A 20,044-nucleotide genomic window follows, 5' to 3' on the forward strand; every position below is an offset into this window, starting at 1 on the left:
TCAACCTCTCTGCGTCCGTGATTCGGGCTCCCGGTCCCGGGATGCCGCCCCGCCGCCCAGGAGGCTGTCCACGTCGTCGTCGGTGAGCCCGACGAGGGCCGCGGCGAGCCGGGTGCAGGACTCGCCGGTCTGCGGGTCGGCCGCGAGGGCGGCGCTGACCTCGGCGACCGTGGGGAGGGTGAGCACCGTGCGCAGGGACACGCCGATGCCGAACGCCTCGCCGATCCGCCCGGCCAGCCGGGACGCGGTGATCGAGTCGCCGCCCAGGTGGAAGAAGTTGTCGGTGACGCCGATCCGGTCCGTGTCGAGCACCTCGGCGTAGAGCATGGCCAGGACCACCTCGAGCGGGGTCGGCTCGCGCTCGGCGTCGGCGTCACCGGTCGGCGGACGCCGGGCCAGTTCGGTCAGCGCCCGCCGGTCGACCTTGCCGTTGCCGGTCAGCGGCAGCCTGTCCAGGACCCGCAGGTCGGTGGGGACCAGGTAGCCGGGCAGGGTGCCGCGCAGGTGGTCGGTCAGCCGTCGCGGGTCCGGCCGCGGCCGCCCCGGGTGCCCGACCGCGAAGGCTGTCAGACGCCGTCGGCCGTTGCCGTCCCGCGGTGCCACGACCACCGCGCGCTGGACCTCGTCGCATCGTTCCAGCGCCGCCTCGATTTCACCCGGCTCGACGCGGTACCCCTGGATCTTCACCTGGGCGTCGTCGCGGCCGAGGATCTCGATGTCGCCGTCGGGCAGGTAACGGCCGATGTCCCCGGTGGCGTAGACACGCTCGCCGGTGCCGGGCAGCCGGAGGAACTTCGCCCGGGTCCGCTGCTCGTCGCGCCAGTACCCGTGGGCCAGGCCGACCTCGCCGCCGACGTACATCTCGCCGGGCGCCCACACCGGGCGGTGCTCGAGGCGCCGGTCCAGGATGTGGTAGCGCTGGTTGGCGGTCGGCCGCCCATACGGGATGCTGGCCCAGCCCGGGTCGACCGCGCCGATCGGGTGGATGATCGACCAGTTGATCGTCTCGGTCGGCCCGCCGCAGCTATACACGCGCACGCGCGGGGCCAGCGCGCGCAGCCGGTCGGGCAGGTCGAGGGGGATCCAGTCGCCGGCGAGGACGACGTGCCGCAGCGCGCCGAGCAGGTCCGGACCGCGGGTCTCGGCTCGGTCGACGGCCATCTCCATGAGCGCCGGCACCGCGGCCCAGAAGGTCACCCGCTCCCGCGGCACGAGCCGGGTCCAGTGGTCGGGCTCGGTGCGCCGCGCCGCGTCGGGCAGTACGGCGGCGCCCCCGGCGGCGAGGATGCCGAACACGTCGTACACGGACATGTCGAAGGACAGCGCGGCGACGGCGAAGGCCCGGTCGTCGGGGCCGATGCCGAGGCGCCGGTTGATGTCGAGGACGTGGTTGACCACGCCGCGGTGGTCGACCATGACCCCCTTGGGCTCGCCGGTGGAGCCGGAGGTGTAGATGACGTAGGCGAGGTCGGTCGGCCGCTGGACGCTGTCCAGGGGCGTGTCGTCGACGTCGGTGAAGTCGGTGCCGACGCTCAACACCCTCACCCGTTCCGGCCACGACAGCGTGCCGGCGAGGGACGGTTGGGTGAGCACCAGGTCGACCTCGCCGTTGTCGAGCAGGTAGGCCAGCCGCTCCGGCGGGACGGTCGGGTCGATCGGCAGGTAGGCGGCGCCGGCGACCAGGGTGCCGTACACGGCGACGTACTGCTCCCAGCCCTTGTCCATGACGACGCCGACGAGGGTGCCGGGGGTGGCGCCGAGCTCGCGCAGCCGCCGCCCGACCCGGTTCGCCTCCCGGCACAGCTCGGCGAAGGTGAGCCGTCGCCCGGTGGTGATGACGGCCGGGGCGTCCGGGCGCCGATCGGCCTGGAGCGCCAGCAGGTCGTGCAGGAGCAGTTGCGGCACCGGCACGGCGGTGTCGTTGATCGTCGCCCGCCGTTCGAGCTGGTCGGCCGGCACCAGCGCCGGCCGCTCGGCGCGCCGCAGCCCGTCGTCTTCGGCCAGGCGCCGCAACAGTGTGCGGTACGCGCCGAACATCGCCCCGATCATCCCGGGTGGGAACAGCTCGGCGAGGTAGTCCCACTTGAAGTGCAGCACCTCGTCGATCTCGCGGATCTGGAAGTCGATCAGGACCTGCGGGGTCTGCGAGATGCCGTAGACCTCCCGGCCGAGCGCCGACACCTGCCGGCGGGGCGGCTGGCCGAGCAGGCTCGTCACCACGATCGGCATCGCGGGGCGCAGCGGGCCGTCCTGCCGGCGGGCCAGCTCACGCAGCACGTCGACGCCGGCGAAGTGCCGGTGTTCCAGGTCGCGCCAAAGCTGCTCCTGGAGGTCGCGGGCCCGCTCCTCGAACGTGCCGTCGACCTTCTCCACGGCGACGAGAACGGTGTTGGTGAAGTCACCGACGAGCCGCTCCACGTGCGGATGCAGCGGCATCCGGTCGAAGATCGGAAAGTTGACGGTGAACCGGTCGTTGCCGCTCCACATCCGCAGCACCTCGGCGAAGGCGGCGATGAGCAGGCAGTTGCGGGTCACGCCCATGGTGGTGGCCAGCCGCCGCAACCGGCGCCACTCGGCGGGCTCGACGGCGTGCTCGAACCGGCTGAACCGCACGGTGCCTTCCGGCGCGGCCCGCATCGGCAGGTCCGGGGCGGCCGGCAAGCTGTCGAGCCGGGACAACCAGTAGTCCCGCGAGCGCCGGTACGCAGCGGATTCGGTGAACCGGCGGGTGCCGAGCAGGTAGTCACGGAAGGTGATCGCCAACGCCGGCAGGTCGGTGTCCGGGTTCTCGTACAGCTCGATCAGCTCGGGGAACAGCACGCTGAAGGCGCTCCACGCGTCGAGGTTGAGCATGTCGAGCCCGAAGTGCAGGCGCGCCCGTGCGACGGTCCCGCCGGCGGCGCCGTCCGCGGCGGGCAGCAGCGTCACCCGCACGTCGAACAGCGGCCAGGTGGCGCAGCCGATGACCTGATGCGACATCTCCTCCCGGACGGCCAGGGCACGGGTCTCGGCCTCGGCGATCGGCAGGTGCCGCAGGTCCTCGACCGTGAGGCCGTCGTCGGGCGGCTCGGGCAGCACGACCTGGGTGGCGTCGGGCCGGATGATCACCCGTAGCATGTCGTGCCGGGCCACCAGCTTGCGCCAGGCGAGCCGGAACCGGTCGGGGTCGAGGCGGTCCTGCTCCCACTCGAAGTACCCGTGGGCGCCGACCTCGCCGAGGTCGACGGCGTCGCCCCGGCCGATCCACAGCGCCTCCTGGTTGGGCGTCAACGGGAACGGCTCGTGCCGGCCGGTGCTGTCGTGGGACACCTCCGGCCACTGCGGCGCCGTGTCGTCACCGGCCCGCTTTCGCTCGACGATGCGGGCCAACTGCGCGACACCCGGCGCGCGGGCCAGCTCGGACAGCTCCAGCTCCACCCGGAACCGCTCACGCACCGCCTTGAGCAGCGCCATCGCCCGCAGCGAGTCGCCGCCGAGATCGAGGAAACTGTCGAGCACGCCGACCTCGTCGAGGTCGAGCACGGCGGTGAACAGCTCGACGAGCGCCGCCTCGACCGGGTCACGCGGTGCCACGTACGGCGCATCCATGTCGGGGCGGGTCCGCGGCGGCGGCGGCAGCGCGGCCCGGTCGATCTTGCCGTTGGCGGTGGTCGGCAGATCGCCCAGGACGTAGGCGGCCGGCACGCTGTGCGGCGGGAGCTGCCGGCGCAGCGTCCGGCGCAGCTCCCGCACGAGCGGGGCGGCGCCCGGCTCCGGCTCGACGTAGGCGACCAGGCGCTGCTCGCCCGGCGCGATCTCGTGCGCCCTGACGGCGGCCTGCCGAACCCCCGGCTGCCGCCCGAGCACGCTCTCGATCTCACCCGGGTGCAGCCGGTGGCCGCGGATCTTCACCTCGTTGTCGGTGCGGCCGACGACCTCGACCGTGCCGTCGTCCCAGACCCGGGCGACGTCGCCGGTGCGGTACAGCACCGGGTAGGGGTCCTCGGGGATCGGGTTGGGCAGGAACTTGGCGTCGTTGGCCGCCGGCCGGTTCAGGTACCCCTCGGAGAGGCTCTCGCCGGAGACGAACAGCTCGCCGAGCACCCCGACGGGCACCGGCCGCAGGTTCGGGTCCAGCACGTACGCGCGGACGTTGGCGACCGGCCGGCCGACCGGCGGCATCCGGTCCCGCCGCTGCCGCGGGGTCAGCGCCCGCGCGATCGCCGTCACGTCGCAGGTCGCCACGACGGTGGCCTCAGCCGAGCCGTACACGTTGGTGACGGTGTACGGCAGGTCCGCCGGCGGCCAGGAGCGCAGCCGCTCACCGGCGATGCGCATGTCGCGCAGCGCGCCGCCGTCGGGCCGGCCCAGCGCCCAGACGCGCTCGGCCATCGCGGTCAGTAGGAGGGTGTGGGTGACGTTCTCGGCGGCCAGCCACTCGCGGAGCCGCTCCGGCGAGCCGGCCACGTCGGCGGGCGGGATGTGCACCGCGCCGCCCGCGGCCAGCACCGGCAGCGGGTCGACCTGCACCATGCCCAGGCCGGGGGAGCACAGCCAGGTGCCCCGCGAGGCGGCGTCGAGCCCGCAGGCGCGGCGCAGTACGTGCACGAGGTTGCGCAGCGGGCCGTGTCGCTGGAGCACCGCCTTCGGCACACCGGTCGAGCCGGAGGTGTAGGAGATGTGGCAGACCGTGTCGGCGCCGACCTGCGCGCCCGGGTCGACGGCGGGTCCGTCCGGCCAGCTCGCGTCGACCGGGACCACGCCGCAGCCGTCCGGCAGGTCCAGGTGCGCGGCGTACGCGGCACGGGTCACCACGGCGGCCGCGCCGGAGTCGGCGAGCATGAACTCGAGGCGGTCCGCCGGGTACCGGGGATCCATGAGCACCACGGTCGCCCCGAGTTTGAACACGGCGAACTGCGCGACGAGGTGCTCCCAACCGCGCTCCAGGCACACCCCGGCGCGGGAGCCGGCGCCGACCCCGAGCGTGGCGAGGTGGGCGGCCAGCCGGTTCGCCAGAGCGTCGACCTCGCCGAAGGTCAGCGTGCGCCCGCTCTGCACCACGGCGACCGCGTCCGGGCGCTGTGCGGCGGTGCGCCGGAGCAGGTCGGGCCAGAAGGCGGCATCGACGGTCTCGGCCGTGTCGTTCCACGTCACGACCTGCCGGTGCCGCTCCGTCCCGTCGAGCAGCGGCACCGTGGCGACCGTGCGGCCTGCGTCGGTGCCGATCGCCCTCAGGAGGGCCCCGAGGTGGCGCGCGAACCGGTCGGCGCCGGCGTCCGTGTGGACGGTGAGGGTTCCGCCGTCGAGAACGAGGGCGACGCCGGACCATTCGGCGGCGAGATCCTCGCCGGACCCGAGGACGATGCCGTGACAGGGCAGGCGGGCCTGCCGGCCGGCGACGCCGCGGACGGGGGCGAGGTCGGCGCGGCCGGGCGTGGCCGGCTCGCGCAACGCGGCGCCGGCCCGATCGAGCAGTGTGGCGAGGGTGGCGTCGTCCGGCACCTCGACCTGGAGCACCTCGACGGGTGCCGTGGCCGCCGGGCGGTGGCCGATGACGAGGGTGGCCTCGCCCGTGTAGCGGTGCAGCAGCGCGGCGAAGGCGGCGACGACGGTCGTCGTGTCCGGCTGCCGGCCGCGCGCCGCCGCGGTCGGTACCACGCCGGCCGTGGTGGACGTCTGCCTCCGGTCATCGACCCGGGTGTCTGACACAGTCGATTCCCTTCTCGTTCACCGGCGCGGGGCCGGGTGACGTCGTCGTCGCGTCCTTCGCACGCTAGGCCGCGGAGGTTAGACCCCGGTTACGGTCACGGCCGCGCCGGCGTGGCACGCGTGCCGCTGGACTCGGTGGTGGCACCGGACCGCACCCGGTCACCGTCCGACGTGGACGAGGCCGTGTCCGATGTGGAGGCCTCGCCCGGCGCGTCGACCGACGACGCCCGGCCGACGTGCGGGGCGCGGATCGCGAGCCAGGCCGCGGCGAGGACGCCCACCACGAGAACCAGACCGGCGACGAGCAGCGCCAGCCGGTACCCTTCGGTCGCGGCGGCCTCGGGCGACGCGGTCGAGGCGCTCTGCTCGCGGACCGCGATGGTGGCGAAGACCGCGACGCCGAGCGCGCCACCCATCTGCGCGACCGTGGCCGCCACACCGGAGCCGAGACCGGCGTCCTCGCCCGACACCTTGTACAGCACGGCGTTCTGCAGCGCCGGATTGGTGATGCCCATACCGAGGGAGATGAGCAGGAAGGCGGGCAGCAGGTCGACGACGTACGAGCCGTCGGCCGGGATCCGGCTCAGCAGCAGCAGGCCGGCCGCGGCGGCGGCGAACCCGATCGCCATGGTGATGCCGACCCCGAGGCGGGCGACGAGCTTCGCCGACAGCGCCAGACCCGGCATGAACATCGCCAGGAACGGCACCCAGGCCAGACCTGCGATCAGCGGCGAGTACCCGAGCACGTCCTGCATGTAGAGGATGACCAGGAAGAACACGGCGCTGGTGGTGCTCACCAGCAGGATGCTCAGCGCGTTGCCGGACAGCCGCACCCCGTTGGTGAAGAAACGCGGCGGGACCAGCGGCGCGGCCGAGCGGCGCTCGATGACCACGAACGCGGCGAGCGCGGCGACGCCGGCCACGAGCGGCGCCCAGACGACCGGGTCGCCCCAGCCGTTGCCGGCGGCCGCGACGACGGTGTGGACGAGTGCGACGAGACCGCCGGTGACCAGCACGGCGCCGGGCACGTCGAGGCGCTTCGGGGCGCCGGTGGCGCGGCCCTCGTCGACGAGCCGGCGGATGAGCAGCAGCGGCACCAGCGCGAGGGGGATGTTGACGAAGAAGATCCAGCGCCAGTCGATGAACTCGGTGATGATGCCGGAGAGCACGACGCCGAGGGTGGCGCCGGCACCGGCGATGCCGCCCCAGATCGCGAAGGCCCTGGCGCGCTCGCGCTCGTCGGCGAACAGCAGCGCGACGAGGGACAGCGCGGCGGGTGCGGCGAGGGCCTCGCCGACCCCCTGGACGAAACGGCCGGTGACCAGCATGCCCAGGCTCATCGCGGCGCCGGCGGTCAGCGACGCGACGGCGAACAGCGCGGTGCCGATGGTGAACAGGCGGCGCCGGCCGAACAGGTCGCCCAGTCGCCCGCCGAGCAGCAGCAGGCCGGCGGCGGTCAGCACGTACCCGTTGACGACCCAGGTGAGACTGCTCGTCGAGGCGTTGAACTCGGCGCGGATCGACGGCAGCGCCACGTTCACGATCGTGTTGTCGACGACGATCATGAACTGGACCAGGGCGAGCACGGCGAGCGCCCGCCATCGTCTCGGATCCGGTGCCGGTGTCGCGGTGGTGGTGCTCTGATGATCGACGTCGCTCATGGTCGATGGACTCCTTCAGCGGCGAGAGTGCGGTCGAACGGTCTTGTCGGAGCAGGCCGCGATCTCCTACGTCCGGTTCTGCGTGGTCGCGATGTAGTCGGCCAGGTCGCGCAGCCGCGGATGCTCGAACACCGCGACCATCGGGATGCCGATCCTGCCGTCGCGGCGAAGCCGCGCCACCACCCGGATCGCGAGCGCCGAGTGGCCGCCGAGGTCGAAGAAGTTGTCGTGGGCGGTGACGTCCTGCGCGCCGAGCACGTCGGACCAGACCGCCGCGAGCAGTTCCTCGATCGGGCCCAGCGGCGCGTCGTCGCCGGTCGCGTCCGGGCCGGGCGCGGCGGTGACGGACTCCCGGGTGGGCGGCGGCAACCGCCCTTCGTCCACCTTCCCGTTGACGGTGAGCGGGAAACGGTCCGTCGGGACGAACATCGACGGGACCATGAACTCGGGGAGGCGGTCGGCACACCAGCGGCGCAGGGCCGGCGCGTCCATCGGCGAGCCGGTTCGGCAGTAGGCGGCGATGCCCTCCCCGGACGGCAGGTCGTCGCGGACCGTCACGAGCGTCTCCAGCACGTCCGGCGCCGAGCCGACGACGGCCTCGATCTCGCCCAGCTCGATCCGGTAGCCGCGCACCTTCACCTGCCGGTCGGCGCGGCCGGCGAACTCGAGCAGGCCGTCGGGACGCCAGCGGGCACGGTCCCCGGTGTGGTACATCCGCGAGCCGTCACCGGCCACGACGTCGCACACGAAGCGCTCGGCGGTCAGCCCCGGTCGCCCCCGGTAGCCACGGGCCAGCCCGCCACCGGCGATGTAGAGGTCACCGGTCATGCCCACGGGGACGGGACGCATCCACGCGTCGAGGACGTAGAGCCGCACACCGGGCAGGGGACGGCCGATGTTCGGCCGCCCGGAGCCGCGCACCCAGCCGAAGCTGGCGTCCACGGTGCACTCCGTCGGCCCGTACAGGTTGACGGCCCCGGCGTGCCCCGTCCGCTCCAGCTCGTCGAGCTCCTTCCACAGTGGAGCGCCGATGTCCTCGCCGCCGACGAGCAGCCGCAGCGGCCGGCCGTCCGGCGGGTCGACGGCACGCAGGTGCGGCAGGGCCAGGCGCAGGTGCGAGGGCGTGATGTCGACGGCGGCGAGCCGCTCGGAGACGACGGTCTCGGCCAGCGCCGCCGGGTCGGCCCGGGTCTGCTCGTCCAGCAGGATCAGCGTGTCGCCGCGGCACAGCCGGGTCCACTGCTGCACGGAGGCGTCGAAGGAGACGCTCGCGTTCCAGGCCACCCGCTCGCCGGGCGCGTCGGCGATCTCGGCGTGTTCGAGGGCACGCAGCAGGTTCGCCACGGCACCATGGGTGATCTGCACGCCCTTGGGCCGGCCGGTGGAGCCGGAAGTGTAGATTTCGTAGGCGATGTGTCGCGCGTCCACCGCGACCGGCGTGCGGCCCGCGCCGGTGACGCCGCCGAGTGTCGCCGGGTCGTCGAGCACGAGCGGCCGCGCGCCGGTGCCCGCCGGGATTCGTGCGGCGACCGACGAGTGGGTGAGCACGATCGGTGCGCCGCAGTCGGCCAGCAGCCACGCGATCCGCTCCCGCGGATAGGACGGGTCGACCGGCACGTAGGCGGCGCCGGCCTTGAGCACGCCGAAGACCGCGACCACGAGGTCGTGGATCCGCGGCAGGCACAGCGCGACCGCCGACTCGGCCCCGATCCCGCGGGCGGACAGCAGCGCGGCGAGCCGCTCGGCCTCGCGGTCCAGCGCGCCGAACGTCACGGTCCGCTCCGCCACGACCGCCGGCCGGTCCGGGTGTGCGGCGGCGACGTGGGCGAGCAACTCGTGGACGGGCACGAACGGCCCCGGCCGCGCCGGTCCGCCGTCGCCGCGGTCGAGCACCCTGGCGCGCTCCCGCGGCGTGCACAGCGCCAGCCGGACCAGTGGCACGTCGGGCTCGGCGGTCACCGACCCGAGCAGCGTGCGGAGCCGGTCGCCGAGCCGCTCCACGGCGGCGCGGGCGACGGCATCGGCCGGGTAGTCCAGGTCCAGGCGCAGCCGGCCGCCGTCGTGCCGGTGGCGCAGCACGATCTCCCGGTCGGCGGGCTCGGCGACCAGCTCGACCAGCTCGGCGTCCAGCCCGGCGAAGGCGAGCGCCGGCGGCCGGTCCTCTTCCACCACGACCCGCACGCCGGCCGACGCGTCCGGTGTGGACTGTCGAGCGGCGGCGGCGAGCGCCGTGCGGGCGCTCGCCGCCAGGTCGCGGAAGGTCGACCGCTCGTCCACGTCGAGGGCCAGTGCCACCGGGTCGCCGGACGGCCCGAGCAGCCCCGCCGCCGGCTCGTCGGTGCCGCCGTCGCGGGCCAGCACGACGGCGCAGGCGGCGGCCACCGCGGCCGCCCGGTCGCCCAGCGCCGCCACGTCGGGCAGGTCCAGGCTCACCCGGGCCACCTGCCGGCCCACGCCGGGCTCCGCGCGGGTCCGGTGCCGCGGCGCGGCCACCGGGCGGTGCCCTTCCGGGTCGTTCACGCTGGAGGTGTACTGCTCGGCGAGCGCCTCGAGCAGGCCGGCGAGCGAACGGCGATCGGCCGCCAGCTCGTGGACCGCCAGCGCGAGCAGGTGCTCCCGGGGGCCGAGGTCGAACAGCCGGGCCCGCAGCAGCGCCCCGTCGGCGAGGTCGAACGGGTCGTCCCGGAGCGCGGCACGCGGCTCGACCCGGGCCTTGCGGACCCGCTCCACGACGAGGTCCACGGCGTACGGCTCGACGGTCCGCAGGACCGGGTCGGCACCGCCCTCGAGGACCGCCGTGCGCAGCTCGCCGTGCCGCTCCACCAGCGCCGTCAGGGCCCGGCTCAGCGCGTCGACGTCGAGTCGGCCGGTCAGCCGCACCTGGCAGCACACGGCACGGTCGGCGGCACCCGTCTGCGCGTACCGCCGCAGGAGCCGCCGCTGCCGGCGCGACGGGGCCACGGTGGACCTCGAGGTGGACATCAGCTCGGTCATCGACCGTCACCTTTCTCCGCGCCGCCGGCGTCGACCCGGGAGGCGGTCGTGGACGAGCGCCGCCACGGTCTCCTGCTGGTCCAGCAGGTAGAAGTGACCACCCGGCAGGATGTGGACGTCCGCCGGTGCCGTGGACCGCTCGGCCCAGGCGCGGCAGAGGCCGGGCGGGACGAGCAGGTCACGGTCGCCGCCGAGCACGACGATCGGGCAGCGCAGGCGGCGCGGCTCGGGACCGAAGTCGTAGTTGCGCTCGATCGTCAGGTCGGCGCGCAGCCCGTCGACGGCGAGGGCCAGGATCTCCGGCTCCGCCAGCAGCGCCGGGGACAGGCCGCCGTGCGTCTCCAGCAGCGCCGTGAGGTCCTCGTCGGACAGTGCGCCGTCCCGCGGCAGCGGGTTGGGCAGGTGCGGCGGGGGAGCCGCGGAGGCGACGAGTACGGCGACGTCACGGTCGCGCTGCTGTAGCCGCCAGGCGAGCTCGAAACCGACCAGGGCGCCGAGGCTGTGGCCGAACAGGGCCAGCGGCCCGGCGATCCCGCCGGCCGAGCGCTCCAGCGGCGTGACCCACTCGTGGACCTCGCCGGCGTGCGGCTCGGTGTAGCGGGGTCCGCGCCCGGGGTACTGGGCGGCCAGCAGCCGCACGTCGGCGGGGAAGTGCCCGGCCCAGGTGGCGTAGCTGGCCGCGGTGCCGCCGGCGTGCGGCAGGAACAGCACCGTCGCGGTGGGCTCGGCCGGCTCGCGGCGTAGCCGCCACAGCCACGGGTCGTCGGTCGGGATCGGGCCGTCCGCACGGCGGGCGGTGCCGGTCGTCATGCGGCACTCCGCGGGCCGGTCGGGCACCGTTTGAGGAAGTTCGCGAGCAGGCGCCTGCCGTCCTCGGTGCACACACTCTCCGGATGGAACTGGACCGTCTCGACCGGGAACCGCTCGTGCCGCAGCCCCATGACGTAGCCGTCGTCATCCGAGCGGGCGGTGATCTGCAACGCGTCGGGCAGCGTCTCGGGGACCACGACGAGCGAGTGGTACCGCGTGGCGAGGAACGGGCTCGGGCAGCCGTCGAAGAGCCCGGCACCGTCGTGGCGGATCGGGCTGGTCTTGCCGTGCACGAGGTGCTCGGCCGGGCGCACGTCGGCGCCGAAGGCGACCGCGACCGCCTGATGGCCCAGGCAGACGCCGAGGATCGGCAACCGTCCGGCGAAGTGCCGCACCAGCTCGACGTGCCCGGAGTCGCTCGGATGACCCGGTCCGGGGCCGAGCACGATCGCGTCCGGACGCATCCGCTCGACGGCGCCGGTGCTCAGTTCGTCCGGGCGTGCGACCACCGGCCCGGCGCCGAGGCTCAGCAGGTACTGCCGGATGATGTGGACGAAACTGTCGTAGGCGTCGACGACAAGGGTCTTCACAGCGGCAACTCCCGATCGGTGACGGCCCAGTACGGTGCGGACATCTTCACCAGCGACTCACGCCACTCGCGGCCGGGTTCGGAGTCGGCGACGACGCCGGCGGAGGCCCGGATGCGGTAGCGCTCGCCCTGGTGGAAGAGGGTCCGGATGACCAGGGCCAGGTTGACGTGACCGGCGACGTCGACGAGTCCGACCGCCCCGGCGTACAGGCCCCGGCGGCTGGCCTCGACCGACTCGATGATCTCCATGGCGCGGATCTTCGGCGCGCCGGTCATCGTGCCCGCCGGGAACAGCGCCCGGATCACCTCGAAGCTGTCGGCGGACTCGTCGAGCCGGCCGGCGACGGTGGAGACCAGGTGGAGTACGTGTGAGTACGCCTCGACCTCCAGCAGCTCGCCGGTGTTGAGGCTGCCACCGCGGCAGACCCGGCCGATGTCGTTGCGGCACAGGTCCACGAGCATCACGTGTTCGGCGACCTCCTTCGGGTCGTTGCGCAACCGTGCCGCCACCCGGTCCTCGGCCGCGCCGGTCGGATCCTCGCCGTGCTGCCCGGGCCGCGGTGCGGTGCCGGCGATCGGCCGCATGACGATCTCGCCGTCACTGACCCGGACGAACAGCTCCGGACTCGCGCCGATCAGGGTCTGCTCGCCGACGGGGCACAGGAACATGTACGGCGACGGGTTGCGTGAGCGCAGCCGCCGGTACACGTCCGGCGGGGCGGCGTGGCTGTGCACGACCAGGTCGTGACCGATCTGCACCTGGTAGACGTCGCCGATCTCGATGTGGTGCAGGCAGCGCCGCACGTCGGCGGTGAACCGCGCCTCGGTCAGTTCGTCGCTGACCGACACCGGCGGGCAGATGTCCGGGCACCCGTCCGGGCCGGCGCCGGCCGTCCCGCCAGCGTCGGCCACGCAGGCGGTCAGGACGTCCTCGAGGTCGGCTGCCGGCGGGTCGTCCCACGCCGGCGAACGGTGCACGAGCAGCTCGGCGGTGCCGCTCCGCAGGTCGATCCGCACGTGGCTGCGGTGCAGGACGAGGGCGACGTCGGGCCCGTCCGGGCGGCGGGCGATGCGCCACGGCAGCCGCTCGACGTACCGTGCGGTGTCGTAGCCGAAGAACGTGAGGAACCCGAAGGTGAACCGGTCGGTGCTGCCCTCGGCGTCGAACACGGCCCTGACCCGGCGCAGCAGCTCCCACAGCCGGCGCGGGTCGGACAGCCACGGCCCCTGACCGTCGACCGCGAGCAGGTCCGCCACGGCGGCGCGCACGACGGCGGCGAGCGCGGGCGCGCCGGTGACCTCGACGCGCTCCTGGTTCACCCGGACTGCCAGCACCGGGCCGACGCCCAGATACGCGTAGCGGCTGTCCTCGGTCGCCCCGCCGGGCTGCGATTCGAGCAGGAAGACCGCGCGGTCGCCGAAGCGGCGGGACAGTGCCCGGTGCATCGCCAGCGGGTCGCCGAGCGGCACCGGGCGGCACTCGGTGCGGACCGGTACCGTGCCCGCGCGAGCCGGTCCGGCGTCCGGCCGTGGCCCGGGACGCCGGGCAGCGTTCGGACTCCTCGGCAGCGTGGTCACGGTGCTCATCGCCCCGCGCGGGCCGCCGCCGGGATCGGCAGGTCCGGGTGTTCGGCGTGGTCCGGGCGACCCCCGGGCACCGACAGGCGGCTCGACCATTCGGTGTCGTCGCGAGGCACGAGGACCTCGGCGCCGGTGAGCCGGCGATGCTCGGCGAGCAGTTCGGCCAGGTCGAGCATCCGGTCGACCATGCGGCTGACCATGTCCAGGCCCTCGTCGTCGTGGCGTGCCTCGCCGGGCCGGTCGCCGTAGACGATCGCCGGGAACCCGCTGCCGATCATGATCATGCGGTTGAGCAGGACGTTGAGGACGAGTTGGCTGAACACCTCGGTGTGGCTGTACCGGCGGCCGAGCACGATGACGCCGCCGACCTTGTTGGTGAGCGGACGCTGGAACCGCAGGTGGCCGACGCCGGCGCGCTCGATGAACGCCTGCATCGGCCCGGCCGTGCCGAAGCCGTGCACCGGTGCCGCGAAGATGATGCCGTCGGCCGTCGTCATCCGCTCCACCGCGGCGGTGACGCCGTCCTCGACGGCGCACGGGGTGGTCCGGGTCAGGCAGTCGCCGCAGGGGCCGCAGGGCGTGATGTCCAATGTGGACACATCGACGACCTCGAGGCTCGCGTCGCGGGCGGCGAGCAACTGTGAACAATAGTCGAGAATGTCCGCCGTGTTGCCTCCGGTCCGTTCCGAGCCATTGATCGCAACGAATCGAATTCCGGGTGTACCGTGCATCGGTGGCTCCATCACTCCAGACGCCGGGAATCTTCGTCCGACCGTAGGGGGAGGCGGTTTTCTTCCGGTTACGAAGGCGCTTGAGCTGGGCCTCCGCCCGCGCCGGATCGCCTGATCGCGGATGGCCATGTTTAAGCCCAGTGGTGCAGGTCAATACGGAACGTGGCGGAGAGCTGCGGGGGGAGACCAGCGGGTCGCCGTCCGTCGTGGCGCGGGCCGACCCGTTCACCCGCTGCGGCCGCTTCGCTTGCTCGGGGAAGGGCGGAACTTCGATGTGAAAGGATGAACGTGAGGCAGCGGGAGGGCAACGGACGGCAGAACGCTGACGATTCCACGAGCAGGACGCAACCTGGTGGGCGGCTCGCCGAGCACCGCGACGCCGGATCCGTCGCGACGTCGTCGGGCGGCAACGGCATCTCGATCCACTACATGGGCCAGTTCTTCCTGGAGATCGACGGTCAGGCGGTGCGGCGCTGGCGTGCGGGACGGGCCCAGCGACTGTTCCAGTACCTGGTCATGCGGCACGATCAGCCGGTGTCCAGCGAGACCTTGAACGAGGTGCTCTGGCCGGGCACCGCCACCCGCCAGGCGAGCGGGCTCAAGGTCGCGGTGCACGCACTTCGGGAGATCCTCAGCAACGCGCAGGGCAGGAACGCCGCCCGGCGCCGGTCCTCGGTCGAGCTGCTGTCGTGCAGCGGCGGTTACGTGCTGGAGACCAGAGACGTCTCCATCGACTTCGAGGAACTGGCCGGGGAGGTCGAGTTCGCGCGGGCGCTGGAGCGTCAAGGTGAGGTCAAGGCCAGCCTCGACCACCACCGCGCCGCGGCGGACTGCTACAGCGGGCACTTTCTCGACGGCGAGTCCGAGGACTGGATCTACTCGCGGCGGGAGTGGCTCAAGGATCTGACGCTTCGCTCGCTCGAGCGGCTCGTGCAGGACGCGATGCGACACGGCGACCACGACGCGGCGATCGGCTACTGCCATCGGATGCTCGAGATCGATCCGTGTCATGAGGAGAGCTACCAGGTGCTGATCCTGGCCCATGCCCGCCTGGGCCGCCTGGGCCGGGTCAAGTGCCTGTACGAGCTGTGCTGCAACCGGCTCAAGGAGGAACTGGACGTGGAGCCTGCCCCGGACACACAGCAGTTGGTGGCCCAGGCCGTCCGGGGCAGGCTGACCCGCCCCGGTCGCCGGCTGGCCGTCGGCACCGTGTGAGCCGGGGCGGTGCGCCAGCAGCGAAACGCGACGACACCGCGGGAGGCGACCTGAGATGACCACCACCACCGGCCCTCGGCAATGGGCCGTACTGATCAACGACGAGGACCAGTACTCGCTGTTCCCGAGCGAGCTCGCCGTGCCGGGCGGATGGCGCGAGGCGGGCTTCACCGGGGACAGGGAGGCGTGCCGGCGCTATGTCGACGAGCACTGGACGGACATGCGCCCGGCGAGCCTGCGCCGGGCGATGGACGGCGCCGGTTCCGGCTGAGTCCGTCTCCGGCCGGACGCCGGTCCGGCCGGAGACGCTGCCGGACCGGCGCCACGTAACGCCCGGCTAACCGGTCCGGTCCAGACTCAGGAGCGGTGCGGGCACCGCACCGTCGAGGTGTGACCCGACGTCGATCGGATTGAGACCGTGGTGATCAGGCAGGCCATCGAGCCGGGGACCGGAGCGTCGGCGCGGTTGCGGGACCAGCGGTCCGCGACCGGTTCCCGCACCGTGCGGGCGCCGGTGCCGTTGCGCATCCGAAGGCTTCCCGGACGACGACGCGAGACCGTCGCCGTCGCGCTGCACGCCATGCTGGACGCGGCGTTCGAGGAGCGAAAGGTCCTCGTCGCCACGCCCGGCCCGGACGGCACACAGATCCGGCTCGTCGACCTCACCGGCGTCGACGTCGAGACCCGCACCCTCACCGACATCCAACGCCTTCTGGACCGGGCGCCGGCGTGCGTGCCGACGGCCGCCGGCGGCGGCCACCTGGTGTCGACGCTGTCCCCGGCCGACCACGCCGTCCTCGTCGCCCGCCTGCGACCCGGCACCGTCCTGCACCTGGAGGCGGTGGGGGAGGCCGCGTCACTCACCGCGCCCGGCTGTGACCGCCGCGAGACCGAGGATCTCGCCACCGTCCTGGAACGGGCCTGGGACCGCGCGGCCGGCGGGTCCGCCGCCCTGCCGCTGCAGCGGTTGTTCGCGGTACCGCGGACCGACGCCCCCCGGCCGGTCCGCGTCGACTCCGCCGAGCCGGACCGTTTCGTGACCCGGTTCTCGGCCGTGTGCGCCGACACGCCCGACGCGATCGCGATCGAGGCGGCCGGCGGCACGGTCACCTACGGTGCGCTCGAACGGCAGGCCGACACGGTCGCGTGGCAGCTAGAACGACTCGGCGCGGGCCCCGGCCGAACCGTGTTCGTCGTGCCGAACCGCGACCCGCTCCTCGTCGCCGTGCTCGTCGGCGCCTTCAAGGCCGGCGCGACGCTCGCCCTGGCCGACCCGCGGCTTCCCGTGCCGTATCTGCGGTCGTGCGCCGACGCCGCCCGCGCCGACGTCGTCCTGGATCTCGCCCACGTCGGGCTGCCCGGCGCCGTGGCCGGGCTGGACGACACTCCGTCGCCGCACCGCTATCCGCGGGACCGGCTCGGCCCCGACGACCCGGCGTTCGTCACGTTCACCTCCGGCACCTCCGGCGCCCCGAAGGCGGTGCTGGGGCGGTACGGCTCGCTGACCCACTTCTTCGACTGGATGGACCGCGTCCTGGGACCGCTGCGGGGCCGCCGGTTCGGCATGTGCTCCAGCCTCGGCCACGACCCGCTGCAACGCGACATCATGACCCCGCTGTACCTGCGGGGCACCATCTGCGTCCCGGCGGAGGCGGATCTCACCGACGTCGGCGCTTTCCCGGGCTGGCTCGCCGATGAGCGCATCGAGGTCGTCTGCGTCAACCCGGCGGCGATCGGGCTGCTGGCCGGCGCGGACGCGGACGCCCTGCCGGCCCTGCACCGCGTCTTCTGCGTCGGCGCGGCCCTGACCCGCGGTCAGGCCCGCAACCTCGCGCGCGTGGCGCCGAACGCCCGCCTGGTCAATCTCTACGGTTCCACCGAGACGCAGCGCGCCGTGGGCTACTATCGCCTGCCCGCCACCCGCGCGGAACTCGACGCCGTGCCGCTCATCGTGCCGGTCGGCACCGGCATGCAGGACGCCGAACTGCTCGTCGTCACCCCCGGCCGGCACCGCTGCCTGCCCTGGCAGCGCGGGCAGATCGCCGTGCGCAGCCGGCACGTGGGGCTGGGCTACCTCGGGGACGCCGGCACCACCGCGGCGAAGTTCCGCACCGACGTGCCGGTCGGCGAGGACCCGGTGCCCACCTACCTCACCGGCGACGTCGGGTACCGCTCGCCGCGGCACGGTGTCGTCTTCGTCGGCCGCGAGGACGCCCAGGTGAAGATCAACGGTCACCGGGTCGAGCTGGAGCAGGTCACCGAGGCCTGCCGCGACCATCCGCTCGTCCGCGACGTGGCGACCGTGGCCGTCGACGTCGACGGGCTGGCGACCCTCGCCACGTTCCTGGTGCCCACCGACCCGGTCGTGCGGTTCGACCCGGCGGCCTTCCGCGCCGCGCTGACCGGCCGCCTGCCGGCGTACATGGTGCCGCACAAGGTGACGACGGTGACCGAGTTGCCGCTCACCCACAACCGCAAGCTCGACACGGCGACACTGGCCGCCTGGGCGCGGGAGCCGACCACCACCGAGCCGGACGGGGACCCCGGCAGCGCCACCGCCGACGCGGGCGTCGAGGAATCGGTGCGCGACTTCGTCCGCCGCCACGCCGGGCTGGACGAACCGCCGACCGACGTACCGCTCGCCGACCTCGGCATCGACTCGCTGCGGTTCGCCTCACTCGTCAGCCAGCTCGGCGCCGGCGGCACCGGTCGGGTGCGCCTGGGCAACACCGCAACCGTCGCGGAGCTGACCTCGGCGCTGATCGGCTCGGACCCGTCGACGCCCGCGCCGGCGGCACCCGGTCCGGTCACCGGGCAGCCGGCCGCCGCCACGGTGCGAACGCTGCTCGGCCACGCGTCCCGGGTGACCGAGACGACGGTCGAGGTCGGCGGCCGGCGCCTGCACCACCTGTGCTCCAACAGTTACCTCGGGCTCGGCTCCCACCCGGGCATCCGCGAGCGGGTCGCCCGCTTCGTGCGCGACTGCCCGTCCTACGGCTCGCACGGCTCCGGCGAGGTCAACGGCTGGACCGGTGAGCACGAACGCCTCATCACCGTCCTGCGCGAGCTGTTCGGCTGCCCGTCCGTCACGCTGACCAGCTCCGGATACCTCGCCAACGTCTCCGCCATCCCGGCCGTCGTCGATCCCGGCGGCATGCTGTTCGTCGACGAGTACTCGCATCGGTCCATCCTCGACGGCTGCGTGCTCAGCGGTGCGCCGATCCACGTGTACCGGCACGGCGACCCCGGCGACCTGGCCGCCCTGCTGCGTCGCCACCGGGCCGGGCCGGGCAGCGTCATCGTGTCCGAGGCGGTGTCCGGCAGCACCGGCGCCGTCGCCGACCTGCCCCGGCTCGCCGCCTGCGCGCGGCGCACCGGCTGCACCCTCTACGTCGACGAGGCGTCGTCGCTCGGACAACTCGGCGCGACCGGCCGGGGCATCGAGGAACACTTCGGGTTGCCCGGTGTCGTCGACGTGCGCACCGGCTCGCTGGCCAAGGCGCTCGCCGGAAGCGGAGGGTTCGTCGCCGGCAGCGCCGCGACCGCCGCCCGGCTGTCCGGTGACCGCGGCGCCACGTTCACCACGTCGATCACCCCGCTCGACGCGTTCGTCGCCGCCGAGACCGCGCAGACGCTCGCTGACGAGGGCGCCGGCCTGGTGGGCCGGCTGCACCGCAACCGCGACCGCTGGCGCGCCGCCCTGCACGCGGCGGGCCTGGACACCGGGGCGTCGGCCAGCGCCGTGGTGCCGATCCTCGCCGCTGACGACGCCGAGGTGGCCCGCTGGTGCGCCGCGGTGCTCGACGCCGGTGCGCTCGTCCTGCCGATGGCCGGCGCCTGGAGCGCACGTGTGCGGGCGCTGCGGACGACCGTGACGGCGGCGCACGACCCGGCGACGCTCGACGACCTGGCGCACCGCATCGGTGCCGCCGTGGCCGCCACCGGCGACGGGACGCGTGGCGGATGACCGTGGAAGGAGTCGCGCTGTGACCGGCTGCTGCTACCTCGTCGTCGGCGGTACCAGAGGCATCGGGGCCGCCACCGTCCGGCGTCTGGCCGGGGACGCCGGCCACACGGTCGTGGTCAGCGGCCGCGACGCCGAGGCGGGCGAGACGATCGCCCGCGAGACGGGGCCCGGCCGGGTCCACTTCGTCGCCGCCGACGTCACCGACGCCGACAGCGTCGACGCGCTCTTCGCCCGGCTGGACGACCTTCTGCCCCGCCTCGACGGCGCGTTCAACGCCGCCGGTGTCATCGGCACCGACACGATCATGCGCGGCACCCGGTTCCACGACTCGACCGAACAGCAGCTCGACGGCGTCTTCGCCGTCAACGTCAAGGGCCTGTGGCGCTGCCTGCGTCACGAACTGCGACGCATGGCCGCCGCCGGCGGGGGCGCCGTGGTCAACTGCTCGTCCGTCGCCGGCCTGCGCGCCGCGGACAGCCTGTCCGTGTCGTACACGGCGAGCAAGCACGCGGTCGTCGGCATGACCCGGGCGCTCGCCGTCGAGTACGCGCGGGACAACGTCCGGATCAACGCGGTCTGCCCCGGCGTCATCGACACCGAGATGCTCGGCGGCCTGCACGACCGGCTCCTGGATGACCTGCGGAGGAAGAACCCCGGCGCCCGGATCGGCCGTCCCGAGGAGGTGGCCGACGTCGTGGCGTTCCTGCTGTCGCGGCGGGCGTCCTACCTCAGCGGCGCCGCCGTGCCGATCGATGCCGGCGGTCTCTGCGGCGCGCTCTGAGCGCGGCGCCCCGCGCACGGCGGGAGG

11 protein-coding genes are annotated in these 20,044 nt (G+C 73.9%); 4 read left to right on the plus strand and 7 right to left on the minus strand.

All coding sequences use genetic code 11. The annotated features are described in order from the left end of the window. The 7 genes from Drose_RS13455 to Drose_RS13485 form a co-directional block, all read right to left on the minus strand. On the minus strand, positions 1–5,688 hold the full coding sequence (locus Drose_RS13455; RefSeq protein WP_260728516.1) for a non-ribosomal peptide synthetase: 5,688 nt from the start codon (positions 5,686–5,688) through the stop codon (positions 1–3). 95 nt (positions 5,689–5,783) lie between these two features. Next, positions 5,784–7,349 carry an MFS transporter gene (locus Drose_RS13460; RefSeq protein WP_260728517.1) on the minus strand — a complete coding sequence of 522 codons (1,566 nt, stop codon included), beginning with the start codon at positions 7,347–7,349 and terminating at the stop codon, positions 5,784–5,786. A gap of 66 nt (positions 7,350–7,415) precedes the next feature. Beyond that, the gene (locus tag Drose_RS13465) at positions 7,416–10,343 is read right to left on the minus strand and encodes a non-ribosomal peptide synthetase (protein WP_260728518.1); all 2,928 of its coding nucleotides are present in this window, start codon (positions 10,341–10,343) and stop codon (positions 7,416–7,418) included. Positions 10,344–10,349: 6 nt separating this feature from the next. Then, positions 10,350–11,153, minus strand: coding sequence for a thioesterase II family protein (locus Drose_RS13470; RefSeq protein ID WP_260728519.1), 804 nt, complete (start codon positions 11,151–11,153; stop codon positions 10,350–10,352). Next, positions 11,150–11,743 (minus strand): anthranilate synthase component II, encoded by a 594-nt coding sequence (locus Drose_RS13475; protein WP_260728520.1) that lies wholly within the window; start codon positions 11,741–11,743, stop codon positions 11,150–11,152. The genes Drose_RS13470 and Drose_RS13475 overlap by 4 nt, the downstream gene beginning before the upstream one ends. Next, positions 11,740–13,329, minus strand: coding sequence for an anthranilate synthase component I family protein (locus tag Drose_RS13480; protein WP_260728521.1), 1,590 nt, complete (start codon positions 13,327–13,329; stop codon positions 11,740–11,742). Before Drose_RS13480 ends, Drose_RS13475 begins: the two co-directional genes overlap by 4 nt. After that, positions 13,326–14,066, minus strand: coding sequence for a flavodoxin family protein (locus Drose_RS13485; protein WP_390891381.1), 741 nt, complete (start codon positions 14,064–14,066; stop codon positions 13,326–13,328). The genes Drose_RS13480 and Drose_RS13485 overlap by 4 nt, the downstream gene beginning before the upstream one ends. 276 nt (positions 14,067–14,342) lie before the next feature. Here Drose_RS13485 and Drose_RS13490 point away from each other — a divergent pair, with 276 nt between their 5' ends. The 4 genes from Drose_RS13490 (at position 14,343) to Drose_RS13505 (ending at position 20,017) form a co-directional block, all read left to right on the plus strand. Next, positions 14,343–15,269: an AfsR/SARP family transcriptional regulator gene (locus Drose_RS13490; protein WP_260728523.1), complete on the plus strand. Its 927-nt coding sequence runs from the start codon at positions 14,343–14,345 to the stop codon at positions 15,267–15,269. A 55-nt stretch (positions 15,270–15,324) separates the two neighbouring features. Continuing rightward, entirely contained in the window at positions 15,325–15,540 is a 216-nt protein-coding gene (locus Drose_RS13495) for an MbtH family protein (RefSeq protein WP_260728524.1), read from the plus strand. A gap of 147 nt (positions 15,541–15,687) precedes the next feature. Beyond that, positions 15,688–19,236: an aminotransferase class I/II-fold pyridoxal phosphate-dependent enzyme gene (locus tag Drose_RS13500; RefSeq protein ID WP_260728525.1), complete on the plus strand. Its 3,549-nt coding sequence runs from the start codon at positions 15,688–15,690 to the stop codon at positions 19,234–19,236. 19 nt (positions 19,237–19,255) lie between these two features. After that, complete coding sequence (locus Drose_RS13505; protein WP_260728526.1) at positions 19,256–20,017, plus strand: SDR family NAD(P)-dependent oxidoreductase; 762 nt, start codon at positions 19,256–19,258, stop codon at positions 20,015–20,017. Positions 20,018–20,044: the final 27 nt, after the last annotated feature.

The sequence above is a fragment of the Dactylosporangium roseum genome (assembly GCF_025264685.1).
Lineage (GTDB): Bacteria > Actinomycetota > Actinomycetes > Mycobacteriales > Micromonosporaceae > Dactylosporangium > Dactylosporangium roseum.

What these genes read in the sequence shown, in the direction of transcription:
- Drose_RS13460 (WP_260728517.1), bottom strand. Translation starts at nt 7,349, where the DNA reads ATGAGCGACGTCGATCATCAGAGCACCACCACCGCGACACCGGCACCG.
- Drose_RS13465 (WP_260728518.1), bottom strand. Translation starts at nt 10,343, where the DNA reads ATGACCGAGCTGATGTCCACCTCGAGGTCCACCGTGGCCCCGTCGCGC.
- Drose_RS13470 (WP_260728519.1), bottom strand. Translation starts at nt 11,153, where the DNA reads ATGACGACCGGCACCGCCCGCCGTGCGGACGGCCCGATCCCGACCGAC.
- Drose_RS13480 (WP_260728521.1), bottom strand. Translation starts at nt 13,329, where the DNA reads ATGAGCACCGTGACCACGCTGCCGAGGAGTCCGAACGCTGCCCGGCGT.
- Drose_RS13485 (WP_390891381.1), bottom strand. Translation starts at nt 14,066, where the DNA reads ATGGAGCCACCGATGCACGGTACACCCGGAATTCGATTCGTTGCGATC.
- Drose_RS13495 (WP_260728524.1), top strand. Translation starts at nt 15,325, where the DNA reads ATGACCACCACCACCGGCCCTCGGCAATGGGCCGTACTGATCAACGAC.